Annotated in this window: 23 protein-coding genes and 2 pseudogenes; 17 read left to right on the forward strand and 8 right to left on the reverse strand. The window is 51.5% G+C overall.

All coding sequences use genetic code 11. The features are described 5' to 3' along the window. Positions 1-408 precede the first annotated feature (408 nt). The 4 genes from EL633_RS21340 to EL633_RS21355 all read left to right on the forward strand — a co-directional run bounded on the left by EL633_RS21340 (position 409) and on the right by EL633_RS21355 (position 7613). Positions 409-1803 carry a cytochrome P450 gene (locus EL633_RS21340; RefSeq protein WP_126629138.1) on the forward strand — a complete coding sequence of 465 codons (1395 nt, stop codon included), beginning with the start codon at positions 409-411 and terminating at the stop codon, positions 1801-1803. A gap of 967 nt (positions 1804-2770) precedes the next feature. Beyond that, positions 2771-5212 (forward strand): reverse transcriptase domain-containing protein, encoded by a 2442-nt coding sequence (locus EL633_RS21345; protein WP_126629139.1) that lies wholly within the window; start codon positions 2771-2773, stop codon positions 5210-5212. Between the two features lie 903 nt (positions 5213-6115). Beyond that, positions 6116-6484 (forward strand): hypothetical protein, encoded by a 369-nt coding sequence (locus EL633_RS21350; RefSeq protein WP_126629140.1) that lies wholly within the window; start codon positions 6116-6118, stop codon positions 6482-6484. A 13-nt stretch (positions 6485-6497) separates the two neighbouring features. Continuing rightward, complete coding sequence (locus tag EL633_RS21355; protein WP_161982306.1) at positions 6498-7613, forward strand: outer membrane protein assembly factor BamB family protein; 1116 nt, start codon at positions 6498-6500, stop codon at positions 7611-7613. A 66-nt stretch (positions 7614-7679) separates the two neighbouring features. On the opposite strand, the gene EL633_RS21360 is transcribed toward EL633_RS21355, so the two are convergent. Together EL633_RS21360 and EL633_RS21365 are read right to left on the reverse strand one after the other, a co-directional pair. Then, a complete protein-coding gene (locus EL633_RS21360) occupies positions 7680-7904 on the reverse strand; it encodes a hypothetical protein (protein WP_126629142.1) in 225 nt (74 codons plus the stop codon). 225 nt (positions 7905-8129) lie between these two features. Next, a complete protein-coding gene (locus EL633_RS21365; RefSeq protein ID WP_126629143.1) occupies positions 8130-8573 on the reverse strand; it encodes a VOC family protein in 444 nt (147 codons plus the stop codon). A 362-nt stretch (positions 8574-8935) separates the two neighbouring features. On the opposite strand from EL633_RS21365, the gene EL633_RS21370 reads away from it, so the two are divergent. After that, the gene (locus tag EL633_RS21370) at positions 8936-9325 is read left to right on the forward strand and encodes a cupin domain-containing protein (protein ID WP_126629144.1); all 390 of its coding nucleotides are present in this window, start codon (positions 8936-8938) and stop codon (positions 9323-9325) included. A gap of 99 nt (positions 9326-9424) precedes the next feature. Here the strand turns inward: EL633_RS21370 and EL633_RS21375 are convergent, their stop codons facing one another. Then, positions 9425-10492 (reverse strand): Gfo/Idh/MocA family protein, encoded by a 1068-nt coding sequence (locus EL633_RS21375; protein WP_126629145.1) that lies wholly within the window; start codon positions 10490-10492, stop codon positions 9425-9427. A 361-nt stretch (positions 10493-10853) separates the two neighbouring features. Between EL633_RS21375 and EL633_RS21380 the strand changes: the two genes are divergently transcribed. The 3 genes from EL633_RS21380 to EL633_RS21390 all read left to right on the forward strand — a co-directional run bounded on the left by EL633_RS21380 (position 10854) and on the right by EL633_RS21390 (position 13029). Next, on the forward strand, positions 10854-11363 hold the full coding sequence (locus EL633_RS21380; protein ID WP_126629146.1) for a hypothetical protein: 510 nt from the start codon (positions 10854-10856) through the stop codon (positions 11361-11363). A 108-nt stretch (positions 11364-11471) separates the two neighbouring features. Continuing rightward, on the forward strand, positions 11472-12083 hold the full coding sequence (lspA, locus tag EL633_RS21385; RefSeq protein ID WP_161982307.1) for a signal peptidase II: 612 nt from the start codon (positions 11472-11474) through the stop codon (positions 12081-12083). Then, entirely contained in the window at positions 12076-13029 is a 954-nt protein-coding gene (locus tag EL633_RS21390; protein WP_126629148.1) for an RluA family pseudouridine synthase, read from the forward strand. Before lspA ends, EL633_RS21390 begins: the two co-directional genes overlap by 8 nt. 64 nt (positions 13030-13093) lie before the next feature. On the opposite strand, the gene EL633_RS21395 is transcribed toward EL633_RS21390, so the two are convergent. Next, positions 13094-13927, reverse strand: coding sequence for an aldo/keto reductase (locus tag EL633_RS21395; RefSeq protein WP_126629149.1), 834 nt, complete (start codon positions 13925-13927; stop codon positions 13094-13096). A 366-nt stretch (positions 13928-14293) separates the two neighbouring features. Between EL633_RS21395 and EL633_RS21400 the strand changes: the two genes are divergently transcribed. Continuing rightward, the gene (locus EL633_RS21400) at positions 14294-14659 is read left to right on the forward strand and encodes a VOC family protein (RefSeq protein WP_126629150.1); all 366 of its coding nucleotides are present in this window, start codon (positions 14294-14296) and stop codon (positions 14657-14659) included. Positions 14660-14736: 77 nt separating this feature from the next. On the opposite strand, the gene EL633_RS21405 is transcribed toward EL633_RS21400, so the two are convergent. From EL633_RS21405 to EL633_RS21420, 4 genes are all read right to left on the reverse strand, one after another. Continuing rightward, a complete protein-coding gene (locus tag EL633_RS21405) occupies positions 14737-15363 on the reverse strand; it encodes a DUF4352 domain-containing protein (protein WP_126629151.1) in 627 nt (208 codons plus the stop codon). A gap of 28 nt (positions 15364-15391) precedes the next feature. Continuing rightward, positions 15392-16333, reverse strand: a complete 942-nt coding sequence (locus EL633_RS21410) for a hypothetical protein (RefSeq protein ID WP_126629152.1) — start codon at positions 16331-16333, stop codon at positions 15392-15394. Beyond that, entirely contained in the window at positions 16330-16716 is a 387-nt protein-coding gene (locus EL633_RS21415) for a PadR family transcriptional regulator (protein ID WP_126629153.1), read from the reverse strand. The genes EL633_RS21410 and EL633_RS21415 overlap by 4 nt, the downstream gene beginning before the upstream one ends. 199 nt (positions 16717-16915) lie before the next feature. Beyond that, on the reverse strand, positions 16916-17368 hold the full coding sequence (locus EL633_RS21420) for a hypothetical protein (protein ID WP_161982308.1): 453 nt from the start codon (positions 17366-17368) through the stop codon (positions 16916-16918). Between the two features lie 300 nt (positions 17369-17668). On the opposite strand from EL633_RS21420, the gene EL633_RS21425 reads away from it, so the two are divergent. The 8 genes and pseudogenes from EL633_RS21425 to EL633_RS21460 all read left to right on the forward strand — a co-directional run bounded on the left by EL633_RS21425 (position 17669) and on the right by EL633_RS21460 (position 23971). Then, entirely contained in the window at positions 17669-18394 is a 726-nt protein-coding gene (locus EL633_RS21425) for a hypothetical protein (RefSeq protein ID WP_126629155.1), read from the forward strand. A 150-nt stretch (positions 18395-18544) separates the two neighbouring features. After that, a complete protein-coding gene (locus EL633_RS21430) occupies positions 18545-20869 on the forward strand; it encodes an FHA domain-containing protein (RefSeq protein WP_126629156.1) in 2325 nt (774 codons plus the stop codon). 235 nt (positions 20870-21104) lie between these two features. Then, complete coding sequence (locus EL633_RS21435; protein WP_126629157.1) at positions 21105-21563, forward strand: MerR family transcriptional regulator; 459 nt, start codon at positions 21105-21107, stop codon at positions 21561-21563. Between the two features lie 16 nt (positions 21564-21579). Beyond that, a pseudogene (locus EL633_RS38200) lies at positions 21580-21717 on the forward strand (SDR family NAD(P)-dependent oxidoreductase); the annotation flags it as partial. Position 21718: 1 nt separating this feature from the next. Next, a pseudogene (locus EL633_RS21445) lies at positions 21719-21943 on the forward strand (SDR family NAD(P)-dependent oxidoreductase); the annotation flags it as partial. A 147-nt stretch (positions 21944-22090) separates the two neighbouring features. After that, positions 22091-22924 carry an LLM class flavin-dependent oxidoreductase gene (locus EL633_RS21450; RefSeq protein WP_161982309.1) on the forward strand — a complete coding sequence of 278 codons (834 nt, stop codon included), beginning with the start codon at positions 22091-22093 and terminating at the stop codon, positions 22922-22924. A gap of 68 nt (positions 22925-22992) precedes the next feature. Then, positions 22993-23463 carry a DUF5946 family protein gene (locus EL633_RS21455; RefSeq protein ID WP_126629159.1) on the forward strand — a complete coding sequence of 157 codons (471 nt, stop codon included), beginning with the start codon at positions 22993-22995 and terminating at the stop codon, positions 23461-23463. Continuing rightward, positions 23450-23971, forward strand: a complete 522-nt coding sequence (locus EL633_RS21460; RefSeq protein ID WP_218027533.1) for a GNAT family N-acetyltransferase — start codon at positions 23450-23452, stop codon at positions 23969-23971. The genes EL633_RS21455 and EL633_RS21460 overlap by 14 nt, the downstream gene beginning before the upstream one ends. Positions 23972-24113: the final 142 nt, after the last annotated feature.

Genomic DNA, 24113 nt, shown 5'->3' on the forward strand with positions numbered 1-24113 from the left:
AGTTTAATAGCATGTATTGTGCTTAATATTTTTCTTGTTGAAAGGTGACAGTAATTTTCCCCCATGTAGGCAGTGACTGTGAAGTATATCCTGGCACTGTTCCATGCTCCCAGGCCGATCGAGATCAATGAAACAATATGATGCTGTGAAGCATCTTTTGGCAGCGATTCTGTATTGCGCAGCATATCGTGGCAGTGCGTCGAGCGTATGCAGTCTTCCTGCTTTTTTGCTCACTTTTCCTCGATTTCCTTGCCATGATATGCTGCACAGTGCCAGGATATGCTTCACAAGGGAATGCGCTCTCTTGGAAAAAGAGGATTCCCTGTGCTATGATCTTTAAGAACTCTTCTATCGTGCCTCACCTATTTTGGAGCGAGAACGGTTTTGTAGTTAAAAGGAGCTTCACTCATGCGGCACATGACCCCGACTGCACCAGAAACACAGCCAGCAGAGGAGCCGAGGAAGGCTCCTGGTCCGCACAGCTTTCCTCCTCTTGGAAGTGCACCTGCGTTTGCGCGCGATACAGAGGGCTTTACTTTCAGGATGTGGCGGCGCTATGGAGATCTGGTTCGGGTCCGCTTTTTGTTGTGGCCCGGCTATTTACTTTATCACCCCGATCATGTGAAGATGGTTCTGCACGATCATCATCGGAACTACGACAAGCCGTCTGCGATGTTGGGCTCGGTTATGCCCCTTTTCGGCAACGGACTCTTTACCAGCAATGGCGAGTCCTGGTTGCATCAGCGGCGGCTCATGCAGCCTTCTTTTCATCACAAGCGTCTGGAGCACTTCGGAACCGTCATGACTGACGCGACGCTGGCCATGCTTGAACGCTGGCAAAACCAGGGGGAGCAACCACTGAATATGGAGACGGAGATGACGCGCCTCACCCTGCATATCGCTGGCCTAACGCTCTTCAATCTGGACCTGAGCAGCGATGTTAATGTGGTCGGTCATACCTTTACCACGATGCTACCTCAGCTCACACGCTACTTCCTGCTCCCATTTCCTCCGCTCTGGGTGCCAACACCGCGCAATCGTCGCCTGCAAACTGGGCTAAAGACGCTGAACCAGGTGGTCTATGACATGATTAGCCAGCGGCGTCAACGCCTCGCCAACTCACCAGCGGAGGCTTTTGACCTGCTCTCGATGTTGCTCTCCGCACGAGATGAGGAGACCGGTGAGGAGATGAATGATCAACAGGTGCGAGACGAGGTAATGACCCTCCTGCTTGCTGGGCATGAGACTACCTCTGCCACCCTCACTTGGACCTGGTATCTCCTCTCTCAGCATCCCGAGATTGAGCAGCGCCTCCATGACGAAGTGGATCGCGTCTTGGGCGGACAGATCCCGACCGTTGACCGCCTGGGCGACCTCCCCTACACCCGCAATGTGATTCAGGAGGCCATGCGGCTCTACCCACCAGCCTTTTTCATCATCCGCCACGCCATTGCCTCCGATGAGATTGGCGGCTATCCCATTCCGGCCAACAGCCTGATCTTTCTCATGGCGCACATGCTGCATCGACACCCGGCATTTTGGGAGGAGCCAGAGCGTTTCGACCCAGACCGCTTCACTCCAGAACGCTCGACGAATCGTCCGCGCTATGCATACATTCCCTTTGGAGGTGGGCCACGCCTGTGCATCGGCAACAGCCTCGCTATGATGGAGGCACAGCTCGTCCTAGCAACAGTTGCCCAGCGCTACTCCCTCCGCCGCGTTCCTGGTCATCCAGTCGAACTCCAGGTGTCGGTGGCAACCCGCCCTCGCTATGGCCTGCCCCTGACGCTTCACCCTCGTTAAACACATGAGCCTCTGACGCAGATCGTATGTCGAATGGCACCACACGCAAGGCTCAATGCCTTTCGGTGAAGGGAATGAGGATGCCTCGGCTCCATGACGTGGCGTTGCGTACGTGGAGTGGCGCCACACGCAAGGCCGCACTGCTGGGTTTATGTGGGCCAACGGATCAGAACGACTCGCAGTGCTGTGGCGCCTACACCAATCTTGGTTTATGATCCGGTTCGTACAGGCACAGATAGAACTGGGACGTCCCGCTCCAAAACGTACCTGCGTTTCTATCTCACCTCAAACATGATTGGTGTAGGCGCCACAGGCATGCGATGCTTTTTAAGCACGTTTAGCCGTTGATAAAGCCGAAAGCTGGCCTTGCGTGCAATACATTTTACTTAGCGACATGCTATCCCCAACATGATCGTTCACAGAGACTTTGACGACAAGCAAGGGAGACGGCAACCCGCAAGGGGATTGCCCTACATCTCTCGTTTTTCTTTTTTTGCTATCTTAAAGATAACATGATGTTTATTCTCTTCCTGCATGATAAAGGAACCTGGAAATGACTTGTGTAGGGCAATCCCCTTGCGGGTTGCCGTCCCCTCGACTTACGTCAAGGTTCCTGATCATGACCATATCGGTTTTTTATATTGCTAAGTGAGATGTATTGGGCCTTGCGTGTGGCGCCTACTCGACGTACGATCCGCTGCTTTGTGCGTAGCCACAAGCGTGCTTAAGGAGGGAGATATAGGACGAGTGCAAGGGTGGCGGCTGGGATACTGGGTCCCACCTTAAGGGCGGGACGAATTGCCCGCTGAGGGGCAAAGCTACGGGGGCTACGAGGCTAGGTGGGATGGGATCGGGTTGTTGCGAGGTGGGGGATGGGCGTTGTTCACCGCTTTTGGGGTTGAGGAAAAGAAGAGTTTAAGAGCACGTATTGTGCTTAATATTTTTCTTGTTGAAAGGTGGCACGCCTGTGATTACTGAGAATGAGTATTTGATCGCTCAGATGAAACTGAATGAGCTACGTCGACAGCGACCTCGGCTTGCGCGGGCTTATAGTGAACTGGAACAGGAACTAAAACAAACGCCAGAGACATTACAGCAGTTGCGCTTGCTCTTTACCAAGTTGCAGAAAATTACGATGGCTGGTATCGCGCTGCATCCAGATGTTGCCAACCTGGAGCCATTGCTTAATGGTTTGCAGCTTTCAGAGGAGACGATTACCTTCTGGCGTTCACGCCTGGCAAAGGAATTACCGCAGGGGCGCCTACGTTCGGACTTGATTTATATATTTGGGGCCTTGCTTGAAGAGTGGGTCCACGAAAAGACTCAGAGAACGAAGCCAGATCTTGCCGAAACCGAGATAAGTACCCGGCTTTTAGATGCCGCCTGCCAGCCTACGGAAAGCTCGCCAGATCTCGCGTTTTTAGACGAGCTTTTCGCCGAGCGCGCTTTGAAGGGAAAAGATATTGCTACACGGTTTCAGGTATCGGCGAAAACCGTACTGCGAGCGCGTATTACCACCAATGAATTAAATGAAGTTCTCACCCATCTGAGTGTCAGTCCATTTCGTTCTGCAACTATTCACAGACAGGCAAAACACTTCTTGCAAGATAGTGTGATGTGTAAAGAGATGGCCGACGCCTTTTCTATCCAGCTCACCCATCTTGATGAATGGAACTGGCCTGACGCAGGTGTGAAGCTTTTTCCACTCTGGACAATGAGTAAGTGGCGCCTGTTTATCTCCTATGATCTCTTTACCATGTGCTTTTTAGAGATCCTGGGAACGCGTTTGCAAGATACCTTTCAAGCATTCCAGTCGGTGGAGCGTGCACAAAGAGACGAGTACCTGTTAGCTCTGCTTAAGGAGCCTTCCGAGGATGAGGATGAGGTCCTGTTTCAACAAATACTCGATCAATACAGGCTTGCAGAGAACGACGTATGGATAAATCTCCTCTCCCATCCCAATCTCCCGTTGACATTCAAGGATCTCAAGGAATTTTTTAAGCGCTCTGCTTACACTAGTTCGATTGTCGCTGTGCGCCAACTCCTCCGCGAAAAAATTCAGCACGCCAGTACGACGCTCGAAGGTTATGAATCCCGGCGAAAAGTTGATGGCATGAGGTACACATTACAATTTATCAATGCAGAGATCCAAACCGCTCGTGTGGCCTTCCCTGATCATCCTTTCTATGTACTGAAGCTCGATATAAAAGATTTCTATCCTTCTCTTCCGCATGACTTCCTGATCGCCATACTTGAGCGCTATGGTTTTTCGTCGAGCGATCTGGCCTTTTTCCGCACATTTTTAGAGGTGCAGGTACAGCGGGTAGACGAGCAGACATCCATCAGACGTGGTGTCCCTCTTCATCACCGCTTCTCTAATGCTCTGGGAGAGATGGTGCTTGACCTCCTGGATCAACATGTTTTGCGTAGTGCTCGCGTACAAGTTATTCGTCTGGTTGATGATATCTGTATCCTGACGCCAGATGCGGATGAAGCGGTCAAAGCCTGGCAGGCGGCTCAGGAGTTTTGTCAGCGTACTGGACTAACCCTCAATCAGGAAAAATGTGGGGCCGTTTGTATTGGGGGCTCTCTCCCTGAGCAGCTCCCTGCAGCTTTGCCTTCCTGGTTACTGATAAAGCTTAACGAGCAAGGTGTATGGCAGGTAGATATGGAGGCATTTGCGACCTACCAGGAACAGGCGCGGCAACAGGTCCTGCGCCATCCATCGCTGTTAACGCAGATCGAGGCCTATAATCTCCATGTCCAATATCTCATTCGCGCCACCGCCATGGATTCTGATTTTGGCGAGGTCCATCGAAAGAGCATCGATGTGGTGGCAACTCAGTTTCATCAAGCGTTCTTTGGTGAAGGTCAAGGCATCGTCCAGGCTATTCATCAGACGATCCGTGAGCGCTTTCTTGATAATGATATGAGCATTACGCTGCCAGAAGCGTGGTTTTACTGGCCGATTACTGCCGGTGGCTGTGGCTTGACACTAAGTTTGATTACGGCTTCCAGTTATGCGGAACAGTGGGCTGATGAGGAGAAGAAGACGATCCCCACCAAACTTACTGTTGCCTGGCAACGTAGGGTAAACGATTGGTCAAATTTCTATTCATCTCACATCAACCATGTGGAGATGAAGGCGCCCGCGACCACCCCGGGTATGGAAGTGCTGGTCAATGATTTCATCTATCGTAGCAACGAACTGGGCTATCGCGGACAAAGGACGCTCGGACCTTACTGGCGCTGGATCGTCTACATCTATGGTCCACAAATTCTTGAACACCTGGGAACGTTCCGTTTCCTGAATACTGAACTGGTACCGCTACACATTATCCTGCAGCAAGATCAATATGCATTGGGTTCTGATGCCAGCGATACCTCTAGCCAGGAAGATCTCTTTTAGGTAGAGTCTAAGTCGATACCATGCCACTCAATCGCTGTGGTACGGCATGGTATGAAGCGTATATAGGAGACATGCACATCTGGTATTATTAGATGTGCATGTTTAAGTATGATGATTTATGCCAGATCTTTCAACGTAACGATTTTGGATGCGAGTCGATCGTACGTCGAGTGGGCGCCACACGCAAGGCCGCACTGCTGAGTTTACGTAGGCCAACGTTCGAGAAAGACCCGCAGTGCTGTGGCGCCTACACCAATCATGTTTGAGGTGAGATAGAAACGCAGGTATGTTTTGGAGTGGGACGTCCCAGTGCTATCTATGCCTGTACGAACCGGATCATAAACCCGGATTGATGTAGGCGCCACAGGCATGCGATGCTTTTTAAACATGTTTAGCCGTTGATCAAGCCGCACGCCGGCCTTGCGTGCAATACATCTCACTTAGGGATTTGTGGCCTGGACAGGATCATATTGCAGCGACCGAACCGTGTGGCAAGGAGACGGCAACCCGCAAGGGGATTAACCTACAATAGTCATTTCCAGGTTACTTTATCATGCAGGAAGAGAATAACCATCATGTTATCTTTAAGAGAATGGAAAAAAGAAAAAAGACAGATGTAGGGCAATCCCCTTGCGGGTTGCCGTCTCCTCGGCCTACGTCAAGGTTCCTGATCATGACCATGTCGGGTTTCTCTATCGCTACGTGAGATGTATTGGGCCTTGCGTGTGGCGCCCACTCGACGTACGATCCGCTGCTTTTTGCGTAGCCACAAGCGTGCTTAAGTTATTGGATAAGGTAAGCGCTCGGAGAAAAGGTTTTGATGTTCTCGTTAGGGAACCTTTTGCAGTAATAAAGGCGTATATTATTTTGATTGATCCAATTATTTAGTTATGAGGAGGAAATATGCCTGATCCAGCGAAGTCGTACAATCCTGAGCAATATTTCACGCACGAGCAAGCTCGTTATCTGAGTGAGCGTCAGCGTCAGCTTGGTCCGGAGCGTATGATGGAACTTTTAGCTGAGTGGAAAGCTGTTGAGGCCAGTTTGCGGATTGCATTTGAGCAAGGTAGTGAGCCAGCCGATTTGCGGATGCAACCCCTGGGCAGGAAGGCACACGCGCTCAAAGATACATTCTTAGGAAATAATGACGCATTTACTCTGGATTTTGAGCAGATGCAGGCGAACGCTTTGCAGCACCTCTTAGCTGTTGATCCTGCTGAGGGCAAAATTATGGCTTATACACAACAAGTTATGTTTGCGCATCAGAATTGAAGAATTTATGACGATGAATGAGATCATTGAGCCTGCTGAGGAGCAGTTTTATCCACGCATTACTTTGCGTCGGGCCGTTACCAAGGCGGGGGAGCATAGTATTTATTTTGCTAGTGGTGTTCATCTCTATGCGTTGAATGCAGGCGATGGAGCATTACAATGGTGTCTGCATATCAGTAAGCGGCTTGTATATAAAGTTGGGGATTTGCCGCCTGGTAGCTTGATCAGTGTTCCTCCATCTTTGGATGGGGTGAGGGGCCTGGCTGTTCGGGATACACGTGTTTTCGTGTCGACAGAGTCAGGGATGGCTTATGCGTTTAGCGCCGACACAGGCGCACTGATCTGGCGGCGCGAGTTATTTTCTTTTGGCGGCGTACCTCTCGTTGTAGGCGATGCCCTGTATGTGCCAGGTCAAACTAACATCGATGCTCTCGATACACGCGATGGTAGTAAGCGCTGGAAATATGCGACGATGAACGTGGTAGCTTCTCCCATCGTGATCGAAAATAGTACACTGTATGCTGGCTCATATGGGAATGCTGTGTATGCCCTTGACACTGCTACGGGGCAGCCACGCTGGACCTACCAGACCAATGGACGTGTTTATAACGCGCCTATTGTCCATAATGGTGTTGTGTATGCAGGGATTGGGGACGATGGCTGTTGTCTCACCGCTATTGATGCGCAGAGCGGACAACTTATCTGGCGGAATACGCCGATACTTGATTCTGGTGCCCAGTTGCTTGTTATTAATAACTTGCTCTACACCAGTCAGCGTGACAAGCTGGTTGGTATCGATATAAAGAATGGTAGACCTCTCTGGCATTATCCGAATATGCGTGGTGTCTCTCTGCTGTTTTCTGAGCATACATTGTATGTGGCTGCCACCTCTGGTGATCTCTCTGCGTTTGAAATTCCGAGCCATAAACTGCTCTGGCAGCGGAAATTGCGTGCCTTGAAGAGTGGCGGGGCGACACATATGCAGTTGCTGGGTGATGAGCTATACGTTGGTTTTAATGAATACGGCCGAGGTCATGTGGGCACTCTCCATGCCATCGATATACAGACAGGACACGAAGATTGGGTGGCTGAACTGGATTGGTTTGTCGAATCACCTGCTGTAAGTTGATCGAGATTCAAGCTTCATTGCTTGCCCGAATCGCCTTCTCTCACCGCAAAAATGATGTAGACTCTATTAGATAGTAGGCAACCTGATGATCTGGCCTATGAGGAGAATGAGTAAGGTGATGAGCATTCCCAGACAAAAAGACCATTGCCAGGGGAGGCTGAATGTCTGTGTTGTTGGCCTATCGTCGGTATATTCTCGGGTGTTTTTCCATTCTGCAAGCGTAAACGAATCTGCCTGGAGTTCATTGCTGATTGGGCGGTAGCGTAGGACGCTGCGTGGCATTTCTGACATTGCTCTCTCCTCTTAGTTTCTGTCCTGGTGTCTGCTTTAAGTGTACTGTTTTACGGTTGGAGAGCCAAGTCCTTTATCCACAAATGTCAGCTTGCTTTTGTGGATATGTTGTTGAAAAAAAAGGCGCTATGTGGATATCTTTTTTGTGGCATAGATTTTTTCTGGATGGCCGAGAGGAGACCTGCAGGCCCGGTGCTTACTGGTCCCCTCTCATTGAGGATACTTTTACTGGACGCAGAATTCGTTGTTTTCGGGATCGGCCATGGTGATGCAGAGGTTGCCGAATTCTTCCATGCGGTAGAGCTCGCGGGCCCCGAGTTCTGTCAGGCGTCCAGCTTCGGTGATAATGCGTTGCTGGCGCTCTGCCTGTGATGCAGCCGGATCTGTGGCCAGCTGGCTGGCGTTAATATCCAGATGGACGCGATTCTTGACCGTCTTGGCTTCAGGGACGCGTTGGAAGAAGATGCGTGGTCCCTTTCCTGCTGGATCCACAATCGCTGAAGCTCTCGTCCATTGATCTTCAGGGACATGATGAGCCTGTAAGAAAGCTTCCCATGAGTCGTATCCTGTGGGGGGATCCTGGATCTTGTAATGTAGTGCATCCGCCCAGAAGTGGGCCACCTTGTCTGGATCGGCGCAATCGATAACAACCTGTATTGATAATGCCATGGGTGTGTTTCCTCCTTGTGATCCTATGTTGTTCTCAAGTGTGAGCTATACAGACAGTATAGTGGTGAAACTGGACATCTTCATTCCTAAAATCCACCAATCATGGTTGGTGCTACGAGGTCGTCAAGTAGATGTACGGCATGGCAGGCGCACGCGCTCAAAGACGCGTGGGTAGGAATTGATGGCGCCTTTCAGCTGGACTTTGAGTAGATCTATGCGAACGCTTCGCAGGACCTCTTAGCTGTTGATCCTACTGAGTAAACTGAGAGAAAAGCGAATCGAGCAGTAAATTTTTTATGATATGATGAGTTTGTTATTGCTTGAATTGGCAGAGTAAGTACAAGAGAGGAGAAAACTGCGGCATGAACCAACCCATCATCGTTCCGGGGAAGCAAGCACGAGGAGAAGGCCAGCAACCTATTATGGCGACGGGTCAGTCCTTTGATGTTCAAGAGTGGAGTGGGAGCGGTCCAGATTACCTGCACGTCCATTACTCCGATGACGAGGCCTGGCATGTCCTGGAAGGGATATTGACTTTTCGGTTTCAGGACAATACTGTTGAGGCCCCGGCAGGGACGACCGTATTTGCGCCTGCTGGCGTTGCACACGCGTATTATGAGGCGTCAGGTCCGACAAGGTACCTTATCATCATGACTCCACGTCTACGTGAATTGATCGCTGCATTGCATAAAGCTCCTCGTCAAGAGCATAACACGATTATGCGCCAGTTTGACTCCGAGATTGTGGAATAGGCGGCGAGGTTGGGGATCTCCAGGCTCAACAAAATTGGTTATGATGTAAAAAAGAAGCCTCCATCCAATTTTATAGAGGAATGGAGGCCAGCGATGGGATCAGGAGAGTTGGATAGTTCCGGCTTCGATCATGGCGACGAGGGGATGGTCGTTGATGACGAGTGGACAATCGACGCGGCCATGGCGGCGGCTACTTTCGTAGATGCCGAAGATGATTTCGGTGGCGTTGAGGGCGTTGCGCGCATTAAGTTCCGAGACGCGGTCGTTCACCACGGCATCGACGATATCGGCGATGGCCCGCTCGACATAGTTGGGTCCATGCAGGTTGTCCTCGCCCGTATCGATGTAGTTCCAGTTAGTGCTGGTCAGGGTTGAGACCCGCAGGTGCTGGTGGGATTCCCAGTTGCCGATCTCGATGGTGCCGTTGCTGCCAAGCAGACGAATATCGGCCCCGATCAGTCCTGAACCTGGACCTGTACAGATCAGGCCGAAGACGCCGTTGCGGTAGCGCCAGGTGCCGATGGCTTGATTCTCGACGTGGGCCCCAAAGACGAGCGATTCCGTCCGATAATCGATCTGGCCCAGCACCCATTCAGCGGACTGTTCGCCGCTGTACAGGCCCGCCATATCCAGGTAGTGGGTGCCCCAGTCATAGATGTTGCCACAGGATATCTCGATGCGCTGGAGTTCGCCAATCGTACCGGCCTGCACTATCTCATTGGCCCGGCGGAACGGCAGACCAAAGCGGCGCTGATGATTAAAGGTCAGGCGTACACCGTGGCGTGAACACTCCTGTTCCATCAGGCGCGCCATGCCCCAGTTATCGCTCATCGGCTTCTCACAATGGATGGCCCGCACCCCGGCCAGCGCGCAATCCAGCACCATCGGCGCATGCAGGTGAGGCCAGGTACAGATACTCACAATATCCAGACTGCATTCAGCCAGCATCTTCTTGTAGTCCGTGTAGATGCCGCTATCCGGGATGCCATTGGTGGTTGCGAAGGCCGCCGCATAATCCTGAACAAGATCGGCGCAGGCTACCAACTCACACTGCTCTGGCAGAGCCAGGTAGCCCGCGGCATGCTCATAGGCCATGGCAAAGCCGAATTGATCGCGGCGCTCTTTGCGTCTACCGGTACCAATAAAGCCAACATGTAAACGAGTCATAATTCTCATCTTTCTTTTGCGTTTCAATCCTACATTGATTCTTTGCTACAGAAAATAATTGATAGAGAAATTACCTCTCGAATGAATAATAGCATATGCATCTCGCTTATCATGACAGAAGCGGCCTGTCTCTCCATTGATGGTGAGACATTTTTACTCGTTTATGAGTAATAGTGTAGTAATAGGTTTTTGTGCCGGATGTGTATGGGGGCCGCAGCAAATGTTGATAGGCTAGATGATTGAGGCTGAGCTTTTTGAGATGTATATTCTTTCATTCGTCATACCACAGAGATAGTGCATTATGGAATATATTTCTTTGTAGTAGCGTGCATATACAGTAAAAAGCGTGGGGGGAGCTTGCATGGATAGACAATCGGGGAGTCGGATGGTGCTTCGGGTTGAGATCGCGCCCGAGGACGAAGTACCTGTTGATGTGTCGATCATTTATGCCTTTGGCGATAATTTTCGACATTTACTGCAACAATATGGCTACGCATTTGTCTCTGTCTATACTGGTAAACTGGGTGGCAATAATCGTCGTTATCAGGTGGCGGCCGATATTGAGCAGTGCGATGAATTTGAGAACAGGCAACCAGACCTCTTTGAGCGGCTGAATTTTCTTCTGTGTGCCGCCGGTTCCATTATCCATATCTTTTTCCTGGCGGCCAAACATACGGTCCCACCTTCTGGCACGTTCAGGGTGAATCTACGACTGGGACCTATCGAGGTACCTATAACCCTGATTGACGTTGAAGATGACGAGCGCATCGCCGCCCTGGCGAACCGTATCCTGACCAAACACCACCTGCGCCATATTCCCGAACCTCAGCAGATCTGTATCCTTGGCAAAATTAGCGCCACGAGTGTTTAAGGTTCTGGTGCGTCCAGGCAGATATGCTAGAGTCGATTGGTGGCGTGTGGTACAATAGGCATGCCCAATCGACGAAATAGCTGTCAAGGAAAGAAGGAAAAAGGAATCGTGCCTCTTAAACGTGCGCGCCTATATGATCTATTGACATTATGTACGGCCATCATCGCCATTGTGCTGGACCAATGGACCAAATCTCTGGTTGTCCGGAACATGACGGTCGGCAGCCAGATGCCGTTTCCTGTCTTTGGACACAATCTGGTATTTGAGTATATTCATAACTCTGGTGCCGCCTTTGGTATGTTGTCCGGTGGAAATGGCTCGATCTTGCTGGCGGTACTGATTGCCGCGGCTATTGTGGTGGTAGGTGTTATCTACGTAAGAATGCTTAATACCGGTCCCCTGGCCTACAAGATCGTCTTTGGCCTGATCCTGGGAGGCGCCGTCGGCAACCTGATTGACCGTATCGTGCATAGCGGCTACGTCGTGGATTTTGTCTCCTTCCGCATTCCTGAGATCAACTATTACTTCGCAATTTTTAATGTCGCCGACGCCTGTATCTCGGTTGGCGTCCTCCTGCTCTTCATCATGGTCCTCTTTGGGGGCGTGAAGCGCGATAAAGAAGCCGAACCAGCGCCCGCGGTCGCTGAGCCACTGGCAGAGCAAGAAGCATCCAAAGAGACTTCTGCGGTAAAACATAGCACATCGGAGAATAATGAATAACGACACATCACCCTCAACAGTACAAACACAATGGACGATTAGCGACGAGCAGGTAGGCACACGGCTGGACCGTTTCCTGGCCGCACAGGTCAGCGAGTTGTCGCGCAGCGCGATCCAGCAATTGATCGCCGATGGCTCGATCCTCATTAATGAAAAAGTCAGCACCAAGGCAGGCTATGCCCTGCGGCTCAACGACAGCGTGCGTATCTTAAACTTTGTCCCCTCCTCGGCGGTCAAAAACGTGGTGCCCCAGGCCATGCCGCTGAATATTGTCTATGAAGATGTCGACTTCCTGGTCCTGAATAAAGTCGCGGGCATGGTTGTGCATCCCGCGCCAGGACACTATGATGACACCCTGGTCAATGCCCTGCTGGCACGCTATCCTGAATTACGCACCAAAGAAGCGGATCTGCGTCCAGGCATCGTGCATCGACTGGACCGCGACACCTCAGGCCTGCTGATCGTGGCGAAAAATCTGCGTACCCAGGCTGCTTTAATCGAGCAGATGAAGGCCCACCAGATCGAGAAGCGTTATCTGGCCCTGGTAGAAGGTGTGATCGCCCTGGAGCGTGGGAGTATCGATGCTCCTATTGGCCGTGATCCCCGCAATCGTCAGCAGATGACCATCACCTCGGTCGACAGTAAGGATGCCATCACCCACTTTAAAGTCGAAGAGCGCTTCCAACACCACACCCTGGTCCTGTTGCAACTGGAGACCGGGCGCACGCACCAGATCCGCGTCCACCTCAAGGCCATCGGACATCCCGTGGTCGGCGATCCAACGTATGGCACGAACCGTTTGCGCTACGGCATCAACCTGAAGCGCCAGTTCCTGCACGCCTATCAACTGCGCTTCCTGCATCCTACCACAGGCGCAACGATCGAGCTTGAAGCACCTCTGCCACCAGAATTACAGAGCGTCCTCGACCAGTCTGAGCATCTCTAGCACACAAAAAAAGCGCTCCCCCGAAACATATTCGGGGGAGCGCTTTTAGCTTGATTGATCCAGCTTAGAAGTTAAAGTTATCTGGATCGGCACCGGTGCGCTCATTGCGATTCAAGCCATCCAGACGCTGCATATCTGCATCGGAAAGCGTGAAATCAAACACATCAGCATTTTCGCGGATACGCTCGGTATGGATCGATTTTGGAATCGTCACAATACCATGCTGGAGATCCCAGCGCAGAATGATCTGTGCCGGTGTTTTATGATAGGTGTCTGCAAGCTCTTTCAGCAGTGGGAGATCATGATTACCCTGGATAAGTGGGCTCCATGCCTCTACCTGAATACCTTTTTGCTGGCAGAAAGTGCGCAGCTCAGTCTGGCTGAGCAACGGATGCAGCTCGATCTGGTTCACAGCTGGCACTACTTCGCTGCTCTCAAACAGGTCATTAAGATGATGAACCTGGAAATTACTGACGCCGATCGCACGGATGCTGCCGTCGCGATACAATTTCTCCATAGCCTTCCAGGTATCTTTATATTTACCCTTCACCGGCCAGTGGATCAAATACAGGTCAACGACATCGATGCCAAGTTTTTTACGACTCTCATCGAAGGCACGCAGCGTGGAATCATAGCCCTGATTAGCGTTCCATAATTTTGTCGTGATAAACAGCTCATTGCGTGACACGCCACTCTGCTTAATGGCCGTACCTACGCCCGTCTCATTGCCATATGCGGCGGCCGTATCGATCGAGCGATAGCCAGTCTCAAGCGCATCTCGGACAGCATTGATGACCTCGTCACCCTCCTTTGTCTGAAAAACACCAAAGCCAAGCCACGGCATATTGACGCCATTATTGAGTTTTGTCGTATCAGTGATATGTTGGATATTGGTCAAAAGTCTGGTCCTCCTGTTTGTATAAGGGAGAGACAAGCCTGTTGAAGAGCACAAAAATACTCCGACTTTGTCATTTTTATTTTCCCATTTTGTTTTACACTTATATAAACATTTCTCGTGTCGTATATATTCCCCATCCATCTTGAGCGCCTGCCAATGCATGCTCTAGCAGTATATCAAGTTATCGAGATGCTCCTTAAATAGTTAATAAAGCAAAATAATTGCAGGCTGGCAAAATGGAAACGCTGTTGCCATAACGGTGTCACAACGATGAAGTACACTACTGGTAGTGAAGATAAACAAAGCAGATAGAGCTCGAATTTGTAGAGAGTGCTATCATAGCAAAAGCGCAAGGAGCAATATATTATGTCTACTATGCCAGTTCTCGACTTTATTGTTTTTTACGTCTCCGACCTTGAGGAGTCGTTTACGTACTTTACGGAAACGCTTGGCTTCAAGCCCACTGCAGAACAGAGTGGTCCCAATTTTCGTTATTTGAAGGGCAACGAAGAGCGCATTGGCTTTGGTTTGAACCTGGTGGATGAGAACACGCCGCCCGCCGGCACGGTAGAGTTGTACTTTGATACCAAGAACATTGGCGAACTGCATACAGCGCTTACTGCCAGAGGGGCAGGCACAACGCCAATCATACAAATGCCCTTCGGCTCAATCTTTAACGTCAACACGCCCGACAAGCACGCCCTGGTCATGCTCCAGTCACCGACACATTAAACAAACGACGCTTAACATTTAACAGGGCAAAATCAAGGACCTCTTTCTTGACAAAAGAGGTCCTTGATTTTGCCCTGTTAGGATTGTAACTGGAAGATGGTTGGTTTGTGCAGGAAACTTTGTTCGCTGCCGATGATCAGGATTTCTGGGAAGAGGCCATGGGTAACGACCAGGGATAGCGCAGAGGCACTTTTGGGCAGATCGAAGACGACGATATGGGTAAACGAGCCACTAGGGGCGAGTCTGGTGTCTAAGGGTGGTCCGCTTTGTCTAGTTGCGTCGAGGGCTTGCTGGCCGTTGCTATCAGGATCATAGCGTTGACCGCCGGCATCCAGGAGATAGACCTGAGCATCCGTTGCGCGTTGGGTGATGCCTCTGGCCTGGCTTGAAACACGTACGGTTACCAGATAAAATGTTCCGTGTGCGGTAGTGGTTGTGCCAATGGATGGTTGTTTTATGCTTCTTTCCACCGAGATGCACCAATCGTCAAAGCAGCGATTCTGGTGCATAGCGAGTATACGTTGGGGACTGAGTAGAGCAACGCTCAGCAGTACCAACGTATACAGGACCAGGGAAATCGCCAACACTAGCAGGATCCGTCTGGCACGTTGCCAGCGGCGACGCAAGAGAAAATAGCCGCTGGTAAATATGGCGACTATGCTTCCCAATACAGTAAGGATTAGCAGTGCATCAAAAATCGACATGCTTTGTTCCGCTCCTCATCTGAGACTTTCAGGATCGCAGTGATGATAGGCGGAACGCACTACCGAGACTTATAGTACAAATAACTATGGTCAGGAACGCGAGGACCATCGAGATAAGGGTGAAATTGAAATGGGTTGCACCTATCTGTCCTTGCATATAGAGTGCATGGCTGACTGGATTGAGAAGGAGGGTGTGCAGGACCAGTAGGATGACATTGATCAGGAGGATGCTCCCCGCACTCACACAGGCACCCAGGATCCTGGCGGGTCGTGGTCCCAGCGGGTGAGTTGTATGTCTGGTTATAGTTTGTTCCAGCAGGATGTTGAGGAGTAGCAGGGCAGTAAAGATGGCGCCGTAGATCAGAAAGGTTTGTGGATGGCGCACGAGCAGTCCGCCGAAGCCTCCAAGCATGACCACGAGCGCTATGATTACAAGTCCAGTTCTGACAATAGCAACGCGTTGTATCAGTACATAACCTGCGATGGCACAGATGGCAACTCCGGCGACCAGCGCCGAGAGGTAGATGCCCGCGTAACTGAAGCGGAGTAGGGGCGACGCGGTATATGCGGCCCGGGTTAGCGGACTTGAATCCTCAATCAGATACAGATTCAGACTGGCAACCAGCGAAACCATAAAGGCCAGCAGCGTCGCGGCCAGCGCTATCCAGAGGCGCGGCGGGACATGTTGGGTGGTGGGAAGTGTCGTCATAGCGTGTGTCTTCTCCTTCAAAGTGGACCAGCGTTCCAGGCTGGCCGTGAGTAGCAGGTCCATGATCGTGTGTAACCAGAGCGGGCCGAGAGATGCCATGCCATGCTGCTGTAGCGTCTCAGAACAACTATCGCGAAAGACGCGGACCATACGCGCGCCATAGTCTCGTCGAAACGTGGCTGGATAGGCATAGAGAAAGAGGCCATAGAGCCAGGTGGAGAACGCCAGCGCCCGCTTCCTTGCAGATGAGGTATTCATCATGCACCCCCTTCGAGGCCGACCACGCCTGGACTGGGCAACAATCGCTGTGACTGAGCAACGCGAACAAGATCCGCTAGCCGCTGTGCCTCCGCCCGGGCGACGCGCAATCCAAATGGAGTCAGGCGATAATAATGGCGGCGCTCATCATCCAATTCAGGGGCTGGCCGCTCATCAGATTCCTCTATTAGCCCATCGGCCAGCAAACGCTTGATTGAACGATAGAGTGTTCCCGGCCCAAGATTGATCTTGCCCTCGCTCCTGAGCGCCGTCTCCTGCATAATGCCATATCCATGGCGCTCACCGGCCGCCAGTGCCAGCAGAATATGAAAGATTGCAGGTGACAGTGGCAGCAGCGCCTCCGGATCGTCCGCAGCATGCTTCATCAAAAGGACTCCTTTTTTTTGTGTTTCTGCCCAGTAAATAAATATCCATAGTGAATATAATTACAATGAATATATTCACTATGGATATAGTAAGGTAAAAAAAGAGACCTGTCAAGTTTGAGCTCGCAATACTGAATGACCATTACCCGCGCATAGGGCCAAGGTCATTCAGTATTGCGAGCCGCTTTGCCTGAGTACATCAGGAATGGTGCAGTGCGGAGATTTGATCGATGTGCTCCTTGCAATGGTCGAGGACATCTACCGTACGTTCATAGGCGTAGGTGCCCGGTTGAAAGGATTTCTCGTCTAATTTTCTAAGCATGGCGATCGTATCCTGATAGGCGTGGCGCAAGATGCCGCATACCTGCTCAAAGGATTGATCTCCAATCATGGTGACCATCATCGCATTGAGCGCATTATCCATAATGCTTTGCCGCTGCTCATCGCTTTCAGCAAAAGGGGCCATTCCTGCTGCAATATAGGGGATGCGCTGCGCGGCGAGAACTTCCCAGCCTGCCAGGTGAGCGATGATTTCACGTGGTCCCCACTTATTTGCTTTGCCGGTGATGCCGCGTTGTGTAGCTTCAGTGGCGGCCGCAATGGTCTGCTCGTACGCGTCGGCAAACTTCTGTAGTAGTTGTTCCTGTGGCATGGGTGCCTCCTTTATGTCTGATTTCTTCTGCTTATCGTTTTTGTCCTCTCTGCAAAAATAGAGGTCACTCTCATTATAAATGCTTATCGGGTCAGAATACGCCCTGATAGGCATCTGTTTGCGCGACCTGTATTGTCCGCACTGTGGAGCAGATTGTGCTGGTTCCATGTGCTATTCAGGCGGTCCTTGGACCGGTGGAGAGATGTCTTTAAGACATTTCAAAATCTCTTTTTACAGGATAAGCTATTACAAGATAAATCCTCTTTGATTGTATCTATAGCATATAGAGGTATATGATATATGAATGTATACGCGATATATAAAGCGAAATTTATTGCGCAGGATTGGGTGAATTATTTTAAGGGCAATGCTTTATTGCGGCAGCCGATTGCATGGGAGCAAGGAATCTCTGTGGAAGCGGCATTGCGTGGGCCACTTGTGCGCTCGTTACAGCGTTTCCAGGTTGGCGAGCAGGGAGATGGTCTGCACTTGCGGCAGGCTGCGGCCAGGACACTGGATACTCATTATATAGCTGCCATCGATCTTTTCGTGAAGGAGGAGCAGCTCCATAGCCGCTTGCTGGCTGGGATTATTGAGGGTCTGGGTGGCAGTCTACTAGAGCAACACTGGAGCGATACGTGTTTTGTCTGGCTACGGCGTTTAATGGGATTGCGCATGGAACTGCTGGTGCTGTTGCTGGTGGAGGTGATTGCTCAGGTCTATTATAAGGCGCTCCACGATGGGACCAATGACGCCGTTTTGCGCAGCGTTTTCGCGCAGATCATGCAAGATGAGCATGGACATGTGACCTTCCATTGTAGCTACCTGCGTCAGAGCTTCTCCCAACTGTCACCGCTGGCTCGCTGGTCGATCTATACCGGTTGGCGTTTTCTCTTTATGCTTGTGTGCTGTGTCTTTATCTATGATCATCGTAGCGTCTTGCGTGCCGTTGGCATTACGCCGCGTACCTGCTGGCGTGATTGTATGCAGGCTTTTCAGAAGATGCGGATCTTTACCGCCGCATGACCTAGTGTGTGGTTTATGAAATGGTTGAGTTTTATCGCATGTGGGTTCAATTGATGCCGCAAAAACATCTCATCGCGTCGTATTTATCATAGTGGATGTAATCAGTAGCTGACAGATAAGCGCAACCCTGAATCAGAGTGGGAGACAAAGATGGGTGTTGTTAATGGAGTCGTGGTTGCTCCAAACTTTCTAGCACTGGGAATGGGCGGCACGAACATGATGTCTATGCTGTGGACGATTGCTATGGGGAGGCAGGCGGTAGGCGTCGAGATGCGTGGTGATCCCTTTCTTGGTGTGCATTGGAATATTCGTGAGGACCTGTATCACCAACTTGGCTTGATTGATGAGCTGATGCTAGCGCGCTACGGCGAGGAGCGCATCCCGCGTCGGGGCGATGGACGGCTATTCCGACTCGCCGAGTGCTTTTATAGTACCGAGACGAGCGCGGGCGATATTGTGGCGGACGAGATTATTGATGGCTTTGATGTGGATCAACATATTGTGGGCACGATCCATGACGTTGAGTTTATTGATGATCGCTGGCGCGATGGCCTGCCGAACCGTGTGATTACGTTGTTGGAGCCGCCTAAACCGCCGGCCCACCCGGATCCAACCAGGATTCGTTCCTCGATGGTCGAGGTCCTTGATGGTCCTTCAACGTTCCAGGCTGAAGCGGCCTCGATCCAGAAATTGCTGCGTCGCTATCTGGAATTGATCGAGCAGCAGGATCGGGATAATAATCATCCACCCAGGGTCCAGTTGTTCACGCACCACCGGGTCGTGCCGGGAGATGGCGAGGGCTTTATCCACTGCCAGGATGGTCGCAAACGCATTCAGATCGAGGCGCTCCAGGAATTCGATTTCAAGGGCCAGTTTGTGCGTGTGCGCGAGCCTGGTAGTGAAGTGATTGAACTTGGTGTTCCAGAGCTGTTTATGATCGCGCAAGGATTTAGTAGTAGCGATGCGAAACGCCTGGGTTTTGAGCAGCAGGACGTGAAAGTCGATCATGAGGACGGCCGTGGGGCAGTGGTGGCGCAGGCTGACTTTCTGGCAGGCCTGGTTGAGGTACTGGTCGGTGGCCGTCTACGCCGACGCATCTCCTCCGAATTTGACCAGGACGGCAAGGAATACTGGGTGCGACAGATCGCTGTGGGCCACGAAAATGATCCCGAGGTAGGCTGGGTCCTGGTCCAGGTGCCAGACTTCAAAACCTTTGATCCCATCGCAGCAGGACTCCTGCCGGAAGGGACGGATCCGCATTCGCCAGAATTCTTTGCATCCTACCAACATCTGATCTACGACTACTATATGGAGCAGGCCTCGCACATCCTTGAGATTCCGGTCCGGGAGCTCACGAAGGTTCAGATGATTTATGGGCCAACCTTGTTCAGTCTCGTTGAGCGCGTCGGAGATGATCCTTTGGTCGCGGTCAATGGCGTGGTGGCCGGCGATTCCTTTGGCAATGGACACTTTCTGACCAGTGGTGGGGCCATGGCTGGTATGATTGGACATAGTGCGCGGGTGCTGGAATATTGGCGCGCGCGGGACGCCGGGACCTCACCGACCGATGCTATTCGCAAGCTCGCCGACAGCATTCGTGAAGATACACATGCCTGGCTGCATGTTAGCGCCAAGGAGTATAGTCAGGCCGTCCCGATCAACTTTGGCGCGGAGCGCATCGAGCAGATCAGCAAGGCCAGCGGCCTTGACGAGGGTCTACGCGCCAACGCTATTGACGCCGCTCGTCGCCAGCGCCACTCGCTGTTGCCACTGGATCCATCAAGCTGGCGACGGCTATTCGTACGCAACGGCAAGGTGCTCTCATACCTGCCAGAACTTGGCAACGTGCATCCCCAGCATGGTTCTGAGTACGCTGCCAGCTTGCAGGCACTGCTCCAACCTTCGATTCCCGACCCCCAACCCATGAGCGCCAGTCTCAATCCAGCGCCGGAAATAAACGCAGGTGAGCAGACCATTATTCGGTCGCGACTCAATTTAGACCAGGGGTTGAGCGAAGGCGAGCAGACTATCCTGCGGCCCAGATTCAAGCTCCCCAAAAATCCACATAGCCAGCCACTCAGCCTTGAGCCCCTGGTGCCAGAGAGCGCCAGGACCTATGCGTTCCTGGATATCCTGCAGGACGAGCAGGTCATACAGGGGATCGCCATCAGTGCGGACAATGTGATTATTGGACGGGCCGATCCCAAACGTGGGACCACGCCAGACATCGATCTTACCCAGTTTGATACCTCGGGCACCGTCTCACGTGAGCATGCACGCATGCGCGTCGAGAGCGATCGGTTCTATCTTGAAGACCTGCATAGCCGCAACAAGACCCGCGTTAACGAGCGATTATTGAGCCCGCAGCAACCGGAAATGATCCAGAACAAAGATATCGTCAGCTTTGGCTCCGTCAAAGCCATCTTTCGCCTGCTCGGAACAAGCTCCCTGCCCGATCCATGGTCACAGCCATAGGGATAGAGATGGCGTGCCGTACGGTTTCTCACGGCATGCCATCCCGGTGGGATCAAAAATAGATTAAGCCCAGGCCACACGCCAGACCATGGAACTATTCGGTGCTGGTGATCCATGGCTCTGGGAATTTCCTGGTACCTTCTCTTCTAATAGTCGATCCATCATGTGAAGAAGATTCTACAGAAAAACCAAAAGCTCTTGACCTCAAGTACTTGAGATATTTTATACTAGGGACATGAAGAAGACATCCATATTTGAGCATCAAGAGAGCTATACCATTCACGAAGTCGCTCAAAGAAGTGGGTTGAGCATTCCGACCCTCAGATACTACGAAGAGATCGGGCTGGTACCTGATGTTGGGCGTGATCCAAGCAGTGGTCATCGACGCTATCGTGCTGACACGCTTCAAATTATTGAGTCACTAGCCAACTTGCGGGCCGTTGGCATGAGCATCGAAGAGATGCGTACCTATCTGACACTTCGTGAGCAGGGCGACGAGACAGCAGTCGAAAAGCGAGACCTTTTTCAGGCACACGCCGAAGAAGTAGAAAAGCAGATGGCGCGGCTGCGCATCCATCAGCGCTATCTCTCGTTGAAAGTTGCCTACTGGGATGCCCGGGCTCGTGGTGATCTGGACGACGCTGCGCGTATTGCTCAAGAGTATGAAAGCATTGTAAAAGATTTAAGATCATGAATAAAGGTGGAAGCAGATGGTAGGATTAATCACCACGCCGTTCGGCGCAACAACAACAGCAATGGAAGTGCTTGAAGGCATAGATTTAGGGGGAAAACGAGCGATTGTCACAGGTGGCTCAAGCGGGATCGGCGTGGAAACGGCTCGTGCTCTGGGGTGTCTCGATAAAGAGCATTGAGCAAGGCGCGGCAACCTCGGTCTTGCTGGCCGCCTCACCACTGGTCGAGGGTGTCAGCGGTCGCTACTTTGAGGACTGCCAGCTAGCTGGTCCGACTCAGCCCGGTTTTCGTCGAGGGGTAGCAGCATACGCCATCGATCCAGAAAACGCTCTCCGTTTATGGAGGGTCTCCCAGAATATGCTGAATGAGGAGACCGCATAATCTGGTGTCCCATAGAGGAGCCGGCCCGGGAGCGTAGGCAGTATCACGATATATGCTTCAAATGTACTGCCTGCTGCGCCTGGACAGGGATAAAATCATATATATGGTAAAATTTGAAGATACTGTATTATGATTTTGGAGGGAACCATGAAATTTGGACTGGATGTTCCGACGACAGAGGCTTATGCGGATGCACGTGTGCTGGCGCAACTTGCGGCGGAAGCCGAAGCGGCAGGATGGGATGGGTTCTTCATCTGGGATTGTTTGTCTGATGCTGCGTTAATTGATCCCTGGATTGCTCTGACGGCGATTGCTTTACAGACCTCACGCATCAAGATCGGTTTACTAGCGACCCCCCTTGCCCGTCATCGACCATATCTGGTTGCGCAAAGACTCGCGAACCTGGACCAACTCTCCGGTGGCCGAGTCATCTGTACTGTAGGACTGGGCGACTCCAACGGAGCATTTACCGCCTTTGGTGAGCAGGAGAATCCAGTGGTTCGGGCCAGACAATTAGAGGAGGGGCTGGCAATTCTGCATGGATTATGGACTGAAGATCCATTTTCATTCCGCGGCGAATATTACCAGTTGCATGAGGTGCGCCAGTATCCCAGGCCGCTCCAGTCGCCGCGTATCCCTCTCTGGGTGGCTGGAGGATGGCCCAGGCGCGCACCTTTTCGGCGGGCGGCCCAATGGGATGGCGTCAGTCTGAAATCGATCAATGTGGAGAAGAAGCAGTGGATCACGCTCGATGATTTTCGGAACTGCCTGGCCTATGTCCAGGACCATCGTCCACAGTCGTCCGCCCCCTTTGACGTTATCATGAGCGGTGAGACTCCCCTGGATCGTCAGAAGGGCATCGATCTTGTGGCCCCATTTCAAGAGGCCGGCGCCACATGGTGGGTCGAAGAAGGGCTTGGCTGGCCCCTCGAAGAATTTCGTGCGCGTATCCTGTTTGGCCCACCGGCGATTGCTAGATAGCATAGAGAGATGGCATAATACCATACCTATTGCCCGGCATGGAAGTTTTAGCGTAGAAAGGGAATTGTATGTCAACGCAGTGCGAGTGGTGTGGCGCCCTCCTTCCGGGGGAAAGTAGCTGTCAGGCCATCCACGAAGATCTATTGAACTTTGAAGCGCTCAATAGCATTCCTCATTCTATCCATTTTCTACATGTAACCTGTTTTTTGATTCAACACAACCGCTATAGTGCCGAAGGACTTGCATGGGCGCGGTCTATGCTAGCTACTAACCTTAAGGAAGGCATGACCGAAGAGGAACATTTTCGATCCCTCCGCACGTCAGAGAAGACAACCTCTTCTAGCAAGCGCACATGGAATTTCTACCGTGGCGCAGATGAAGCGCCGCTACCAAAGATCGTATGGACTCGCACGATTGTTACTATCTATCCACATATACACGACCCGCGGATGTATAACGAGCATGTCAGGCAGTGGTCACGTTCTACCCTACAAGATATGATCGAGCAGAAGGTGGGAGTTGCATATGTTGAAGATTAGAGCGGCGACTCTGGATGATGTGGCAGGAATTGCTCGTGTACATGTCGATGTCTGGCGTAGCGCCTATCGTGGCATTGTGCCGGACGATATATTGGCTGGTTTATCGTATGAGCGCCGGGAGCGCCAATGGGATGTCACGCTGCGAGGTACGCATCACCAGGAATTTGTTTATCTGGCCGAAGACGAGAACGGGCAGTGCGTTGGCTTTGCATCAGGTGGTCCGGCCTTGTTCGATGACCCTGTGTATCAGGGAGAACTGTTTACCATCTACATCCTGGCGGCCTATCAGCGTCAGGGATTGGGATATAGACTGTTCTTTCAGATAGTCGAGCGATTGAGCGAGCAAGGATTGACATCGATGTTCCTCTGGGTCCTGGCGGATAATCCAGCTTGTTCCTTCTATGAATCTCTCGGGGGTAGGCCAGTGAAAACGGGAGTGTATGAAGTTGGTGGCACCAAACTGCAACAGGTTGGCTATGGTTGGCCGGATATTACACAGCTCAAGTAGTATATTATTCATGAAATCGAATGCAGCAAAAAATTAGCCGGTTTATATGAGATATAGCAGGAGGAAAGAATAACTGGAAGTTATAGATATCGCATATATTGAGGCACTTGCAGGTCAGATCTTTGCCAGGCGGCCGCTACAG

This window comes from Dictyobacter alpinus (assembly GCF_003967575.1).
Lineage (GTDB): Bacteria > Chloroflexota > Ktedonobacteria > Ktedonobacterales > Ktedonobacteraceae > Dictyobacter > Dictyobacter alpinus.

What these genes read in the sequence shown, in the direction of transcription:
- EL633_RS21340 (WP_126629138.1), top strand. Translation starts at nt 409, where the DNA reads ATGCGGCACATGACCCCGACTGCACCAGAAACACAGCCAGCAGAGGAG.
- EL633_RS21350 (WP_126629140.1), top strand. Translation starts at nt 6,116, where the DNA reads ATGCCTGATCCAGCGAAGTCGTACAATCCTGAGCAATATTTCACGCAC.
- EL633_RS21355 (WP_161982306.1), top strand. Translation starts at nt 6,498, where the DNA reads ATGAATGAGATCATTGAGCCTGCTGAGGAGCAGTTTTATCCACGCATT.
- EL633_RS21360 (WP_126629142.1), bottom strand. Translation starts at nt 7,904, where the DNA reads ATGTCAGAAATGCCACGCAGCGTCCTACGCTACCGCCCAATCAGCAAT.
- EL633_RS21365 (WP_126629143.1), bottom strand. Translation starts at nt 8,573, where the DNA reads ATGGCATTATCAATACAGGTTGTTATCGATTGCGCCGATCCAGACAAG.
- EL633_RS21370 (WP_126629144.1), top strand. Translation starts at nt 8,936, where the DNA reads ATGAACCAACCCATCATCGTTCCGGGGAAGCAAGCACGAGGAGAAGGC.
- EL633_RS21375 (WP_126629145.1), bottom strand. Translation starts at nt 10,492, where the DNA reads ATGACTCGTTTACATGTTGGCTTTATTGGTACCGGTAGACGCAAAGAG.
- EL633_RS21380 (WP_126629146.1), top strand. Translation starts at nt 10,854, where the DNA reads ATGGATAGACAATCGGGGAGTCGGATGGTGCTTCGGGTTGAGATCGCG.
- EL633_RS21390 (WP_126629148.1), top strand. Translation starts at nt 12,076, where the DNA reads ATGAATAACGACACATCACCCTCAACAGTACAAACACAATGGACGATT.
- EL633_RS21400 (WP_126629150.1), top strand. Translation starts at nt 14,294, where the DNA reads ATGTCTACTATGCCAGTTCTCGACTTTATTGTTTTTTACGTCTCCGAC.
- EL633_RS21405 (WP_126629151.1), bottom strand. Translation starts at nt 15,363, where the DNA reads ATGTCGATTTTTGATGCACTGCTAATCCTTACTGTATTGGGAAGCATA.
- EL633_RS21410 (WP_126629152.1), bottom strand. Translation starts at nt 16,333, where the DNA reads ATGATGAATACCTCATCTGCAAGGAAGCGGGCGCTGGCGTTCTCCACC.
- EL633_RS21415 (WP_126629153.1), bottom strand. Translation starts at nt 16,716, where the DNA reads ATGAAGCATGCTGCGGACGATCCGGAGGCGCTGCTGCCACTGTCACCT.
- EL633_RS21420 (WP_161982308.1), bottom strand. Translation starts at nt 17,368, where the DNA reads ATGCCACAGGAACAACTACTACAGAAGTTTGCCGACGCGTACGAGCAG.
- EL633_RS21425 (WP_126629155.1), top strand. Translation starts at nt 17,669, where the DNA reads ATGAATGTATACGCGATATATAAAGCGAAATTTATTGCGCAGGATTGG.
- EL633_RS21430 (WP_126629156.1), top strand. Translation starts at nt 18,545, where the DNA reads ATGGGTGTTGTTAATGGAGTCGTGGTTGCTCCAAACTTTCTAGCACTG.
- EL633_RS21435 (WP_126629157.1), top strand. Translation starts at nt 21,105, where the DNA reads ATGAAGAAGACATCCATATTTGAGCATCAAGAGAGCTATACCATTCAC.
- EL633_RS21450 (WP_161982309.1), top strand. Translation starts at nt 22,091, where the DNA reads ATGAAATTTGGACTGGATGTTCCGACGACAGAGGCTTATGCGGATGCA.
- EL633_RS21455 (WP_126629159.1), top strand. Translation starts at nt 22,993, where the DNA reads ATGTCAACGCAGTGCGAGTGGTGTGGCGCCCTCCTTCCGGGGGAAAGT.
- EL633_RS21460 (WP_218027533.1), top strand. Translation starts at nt 23,450, where the DNA reads ATGTTGAAGATTAGAGCGGCGACTCTGGATGATGTGGCAGGAATTGCT.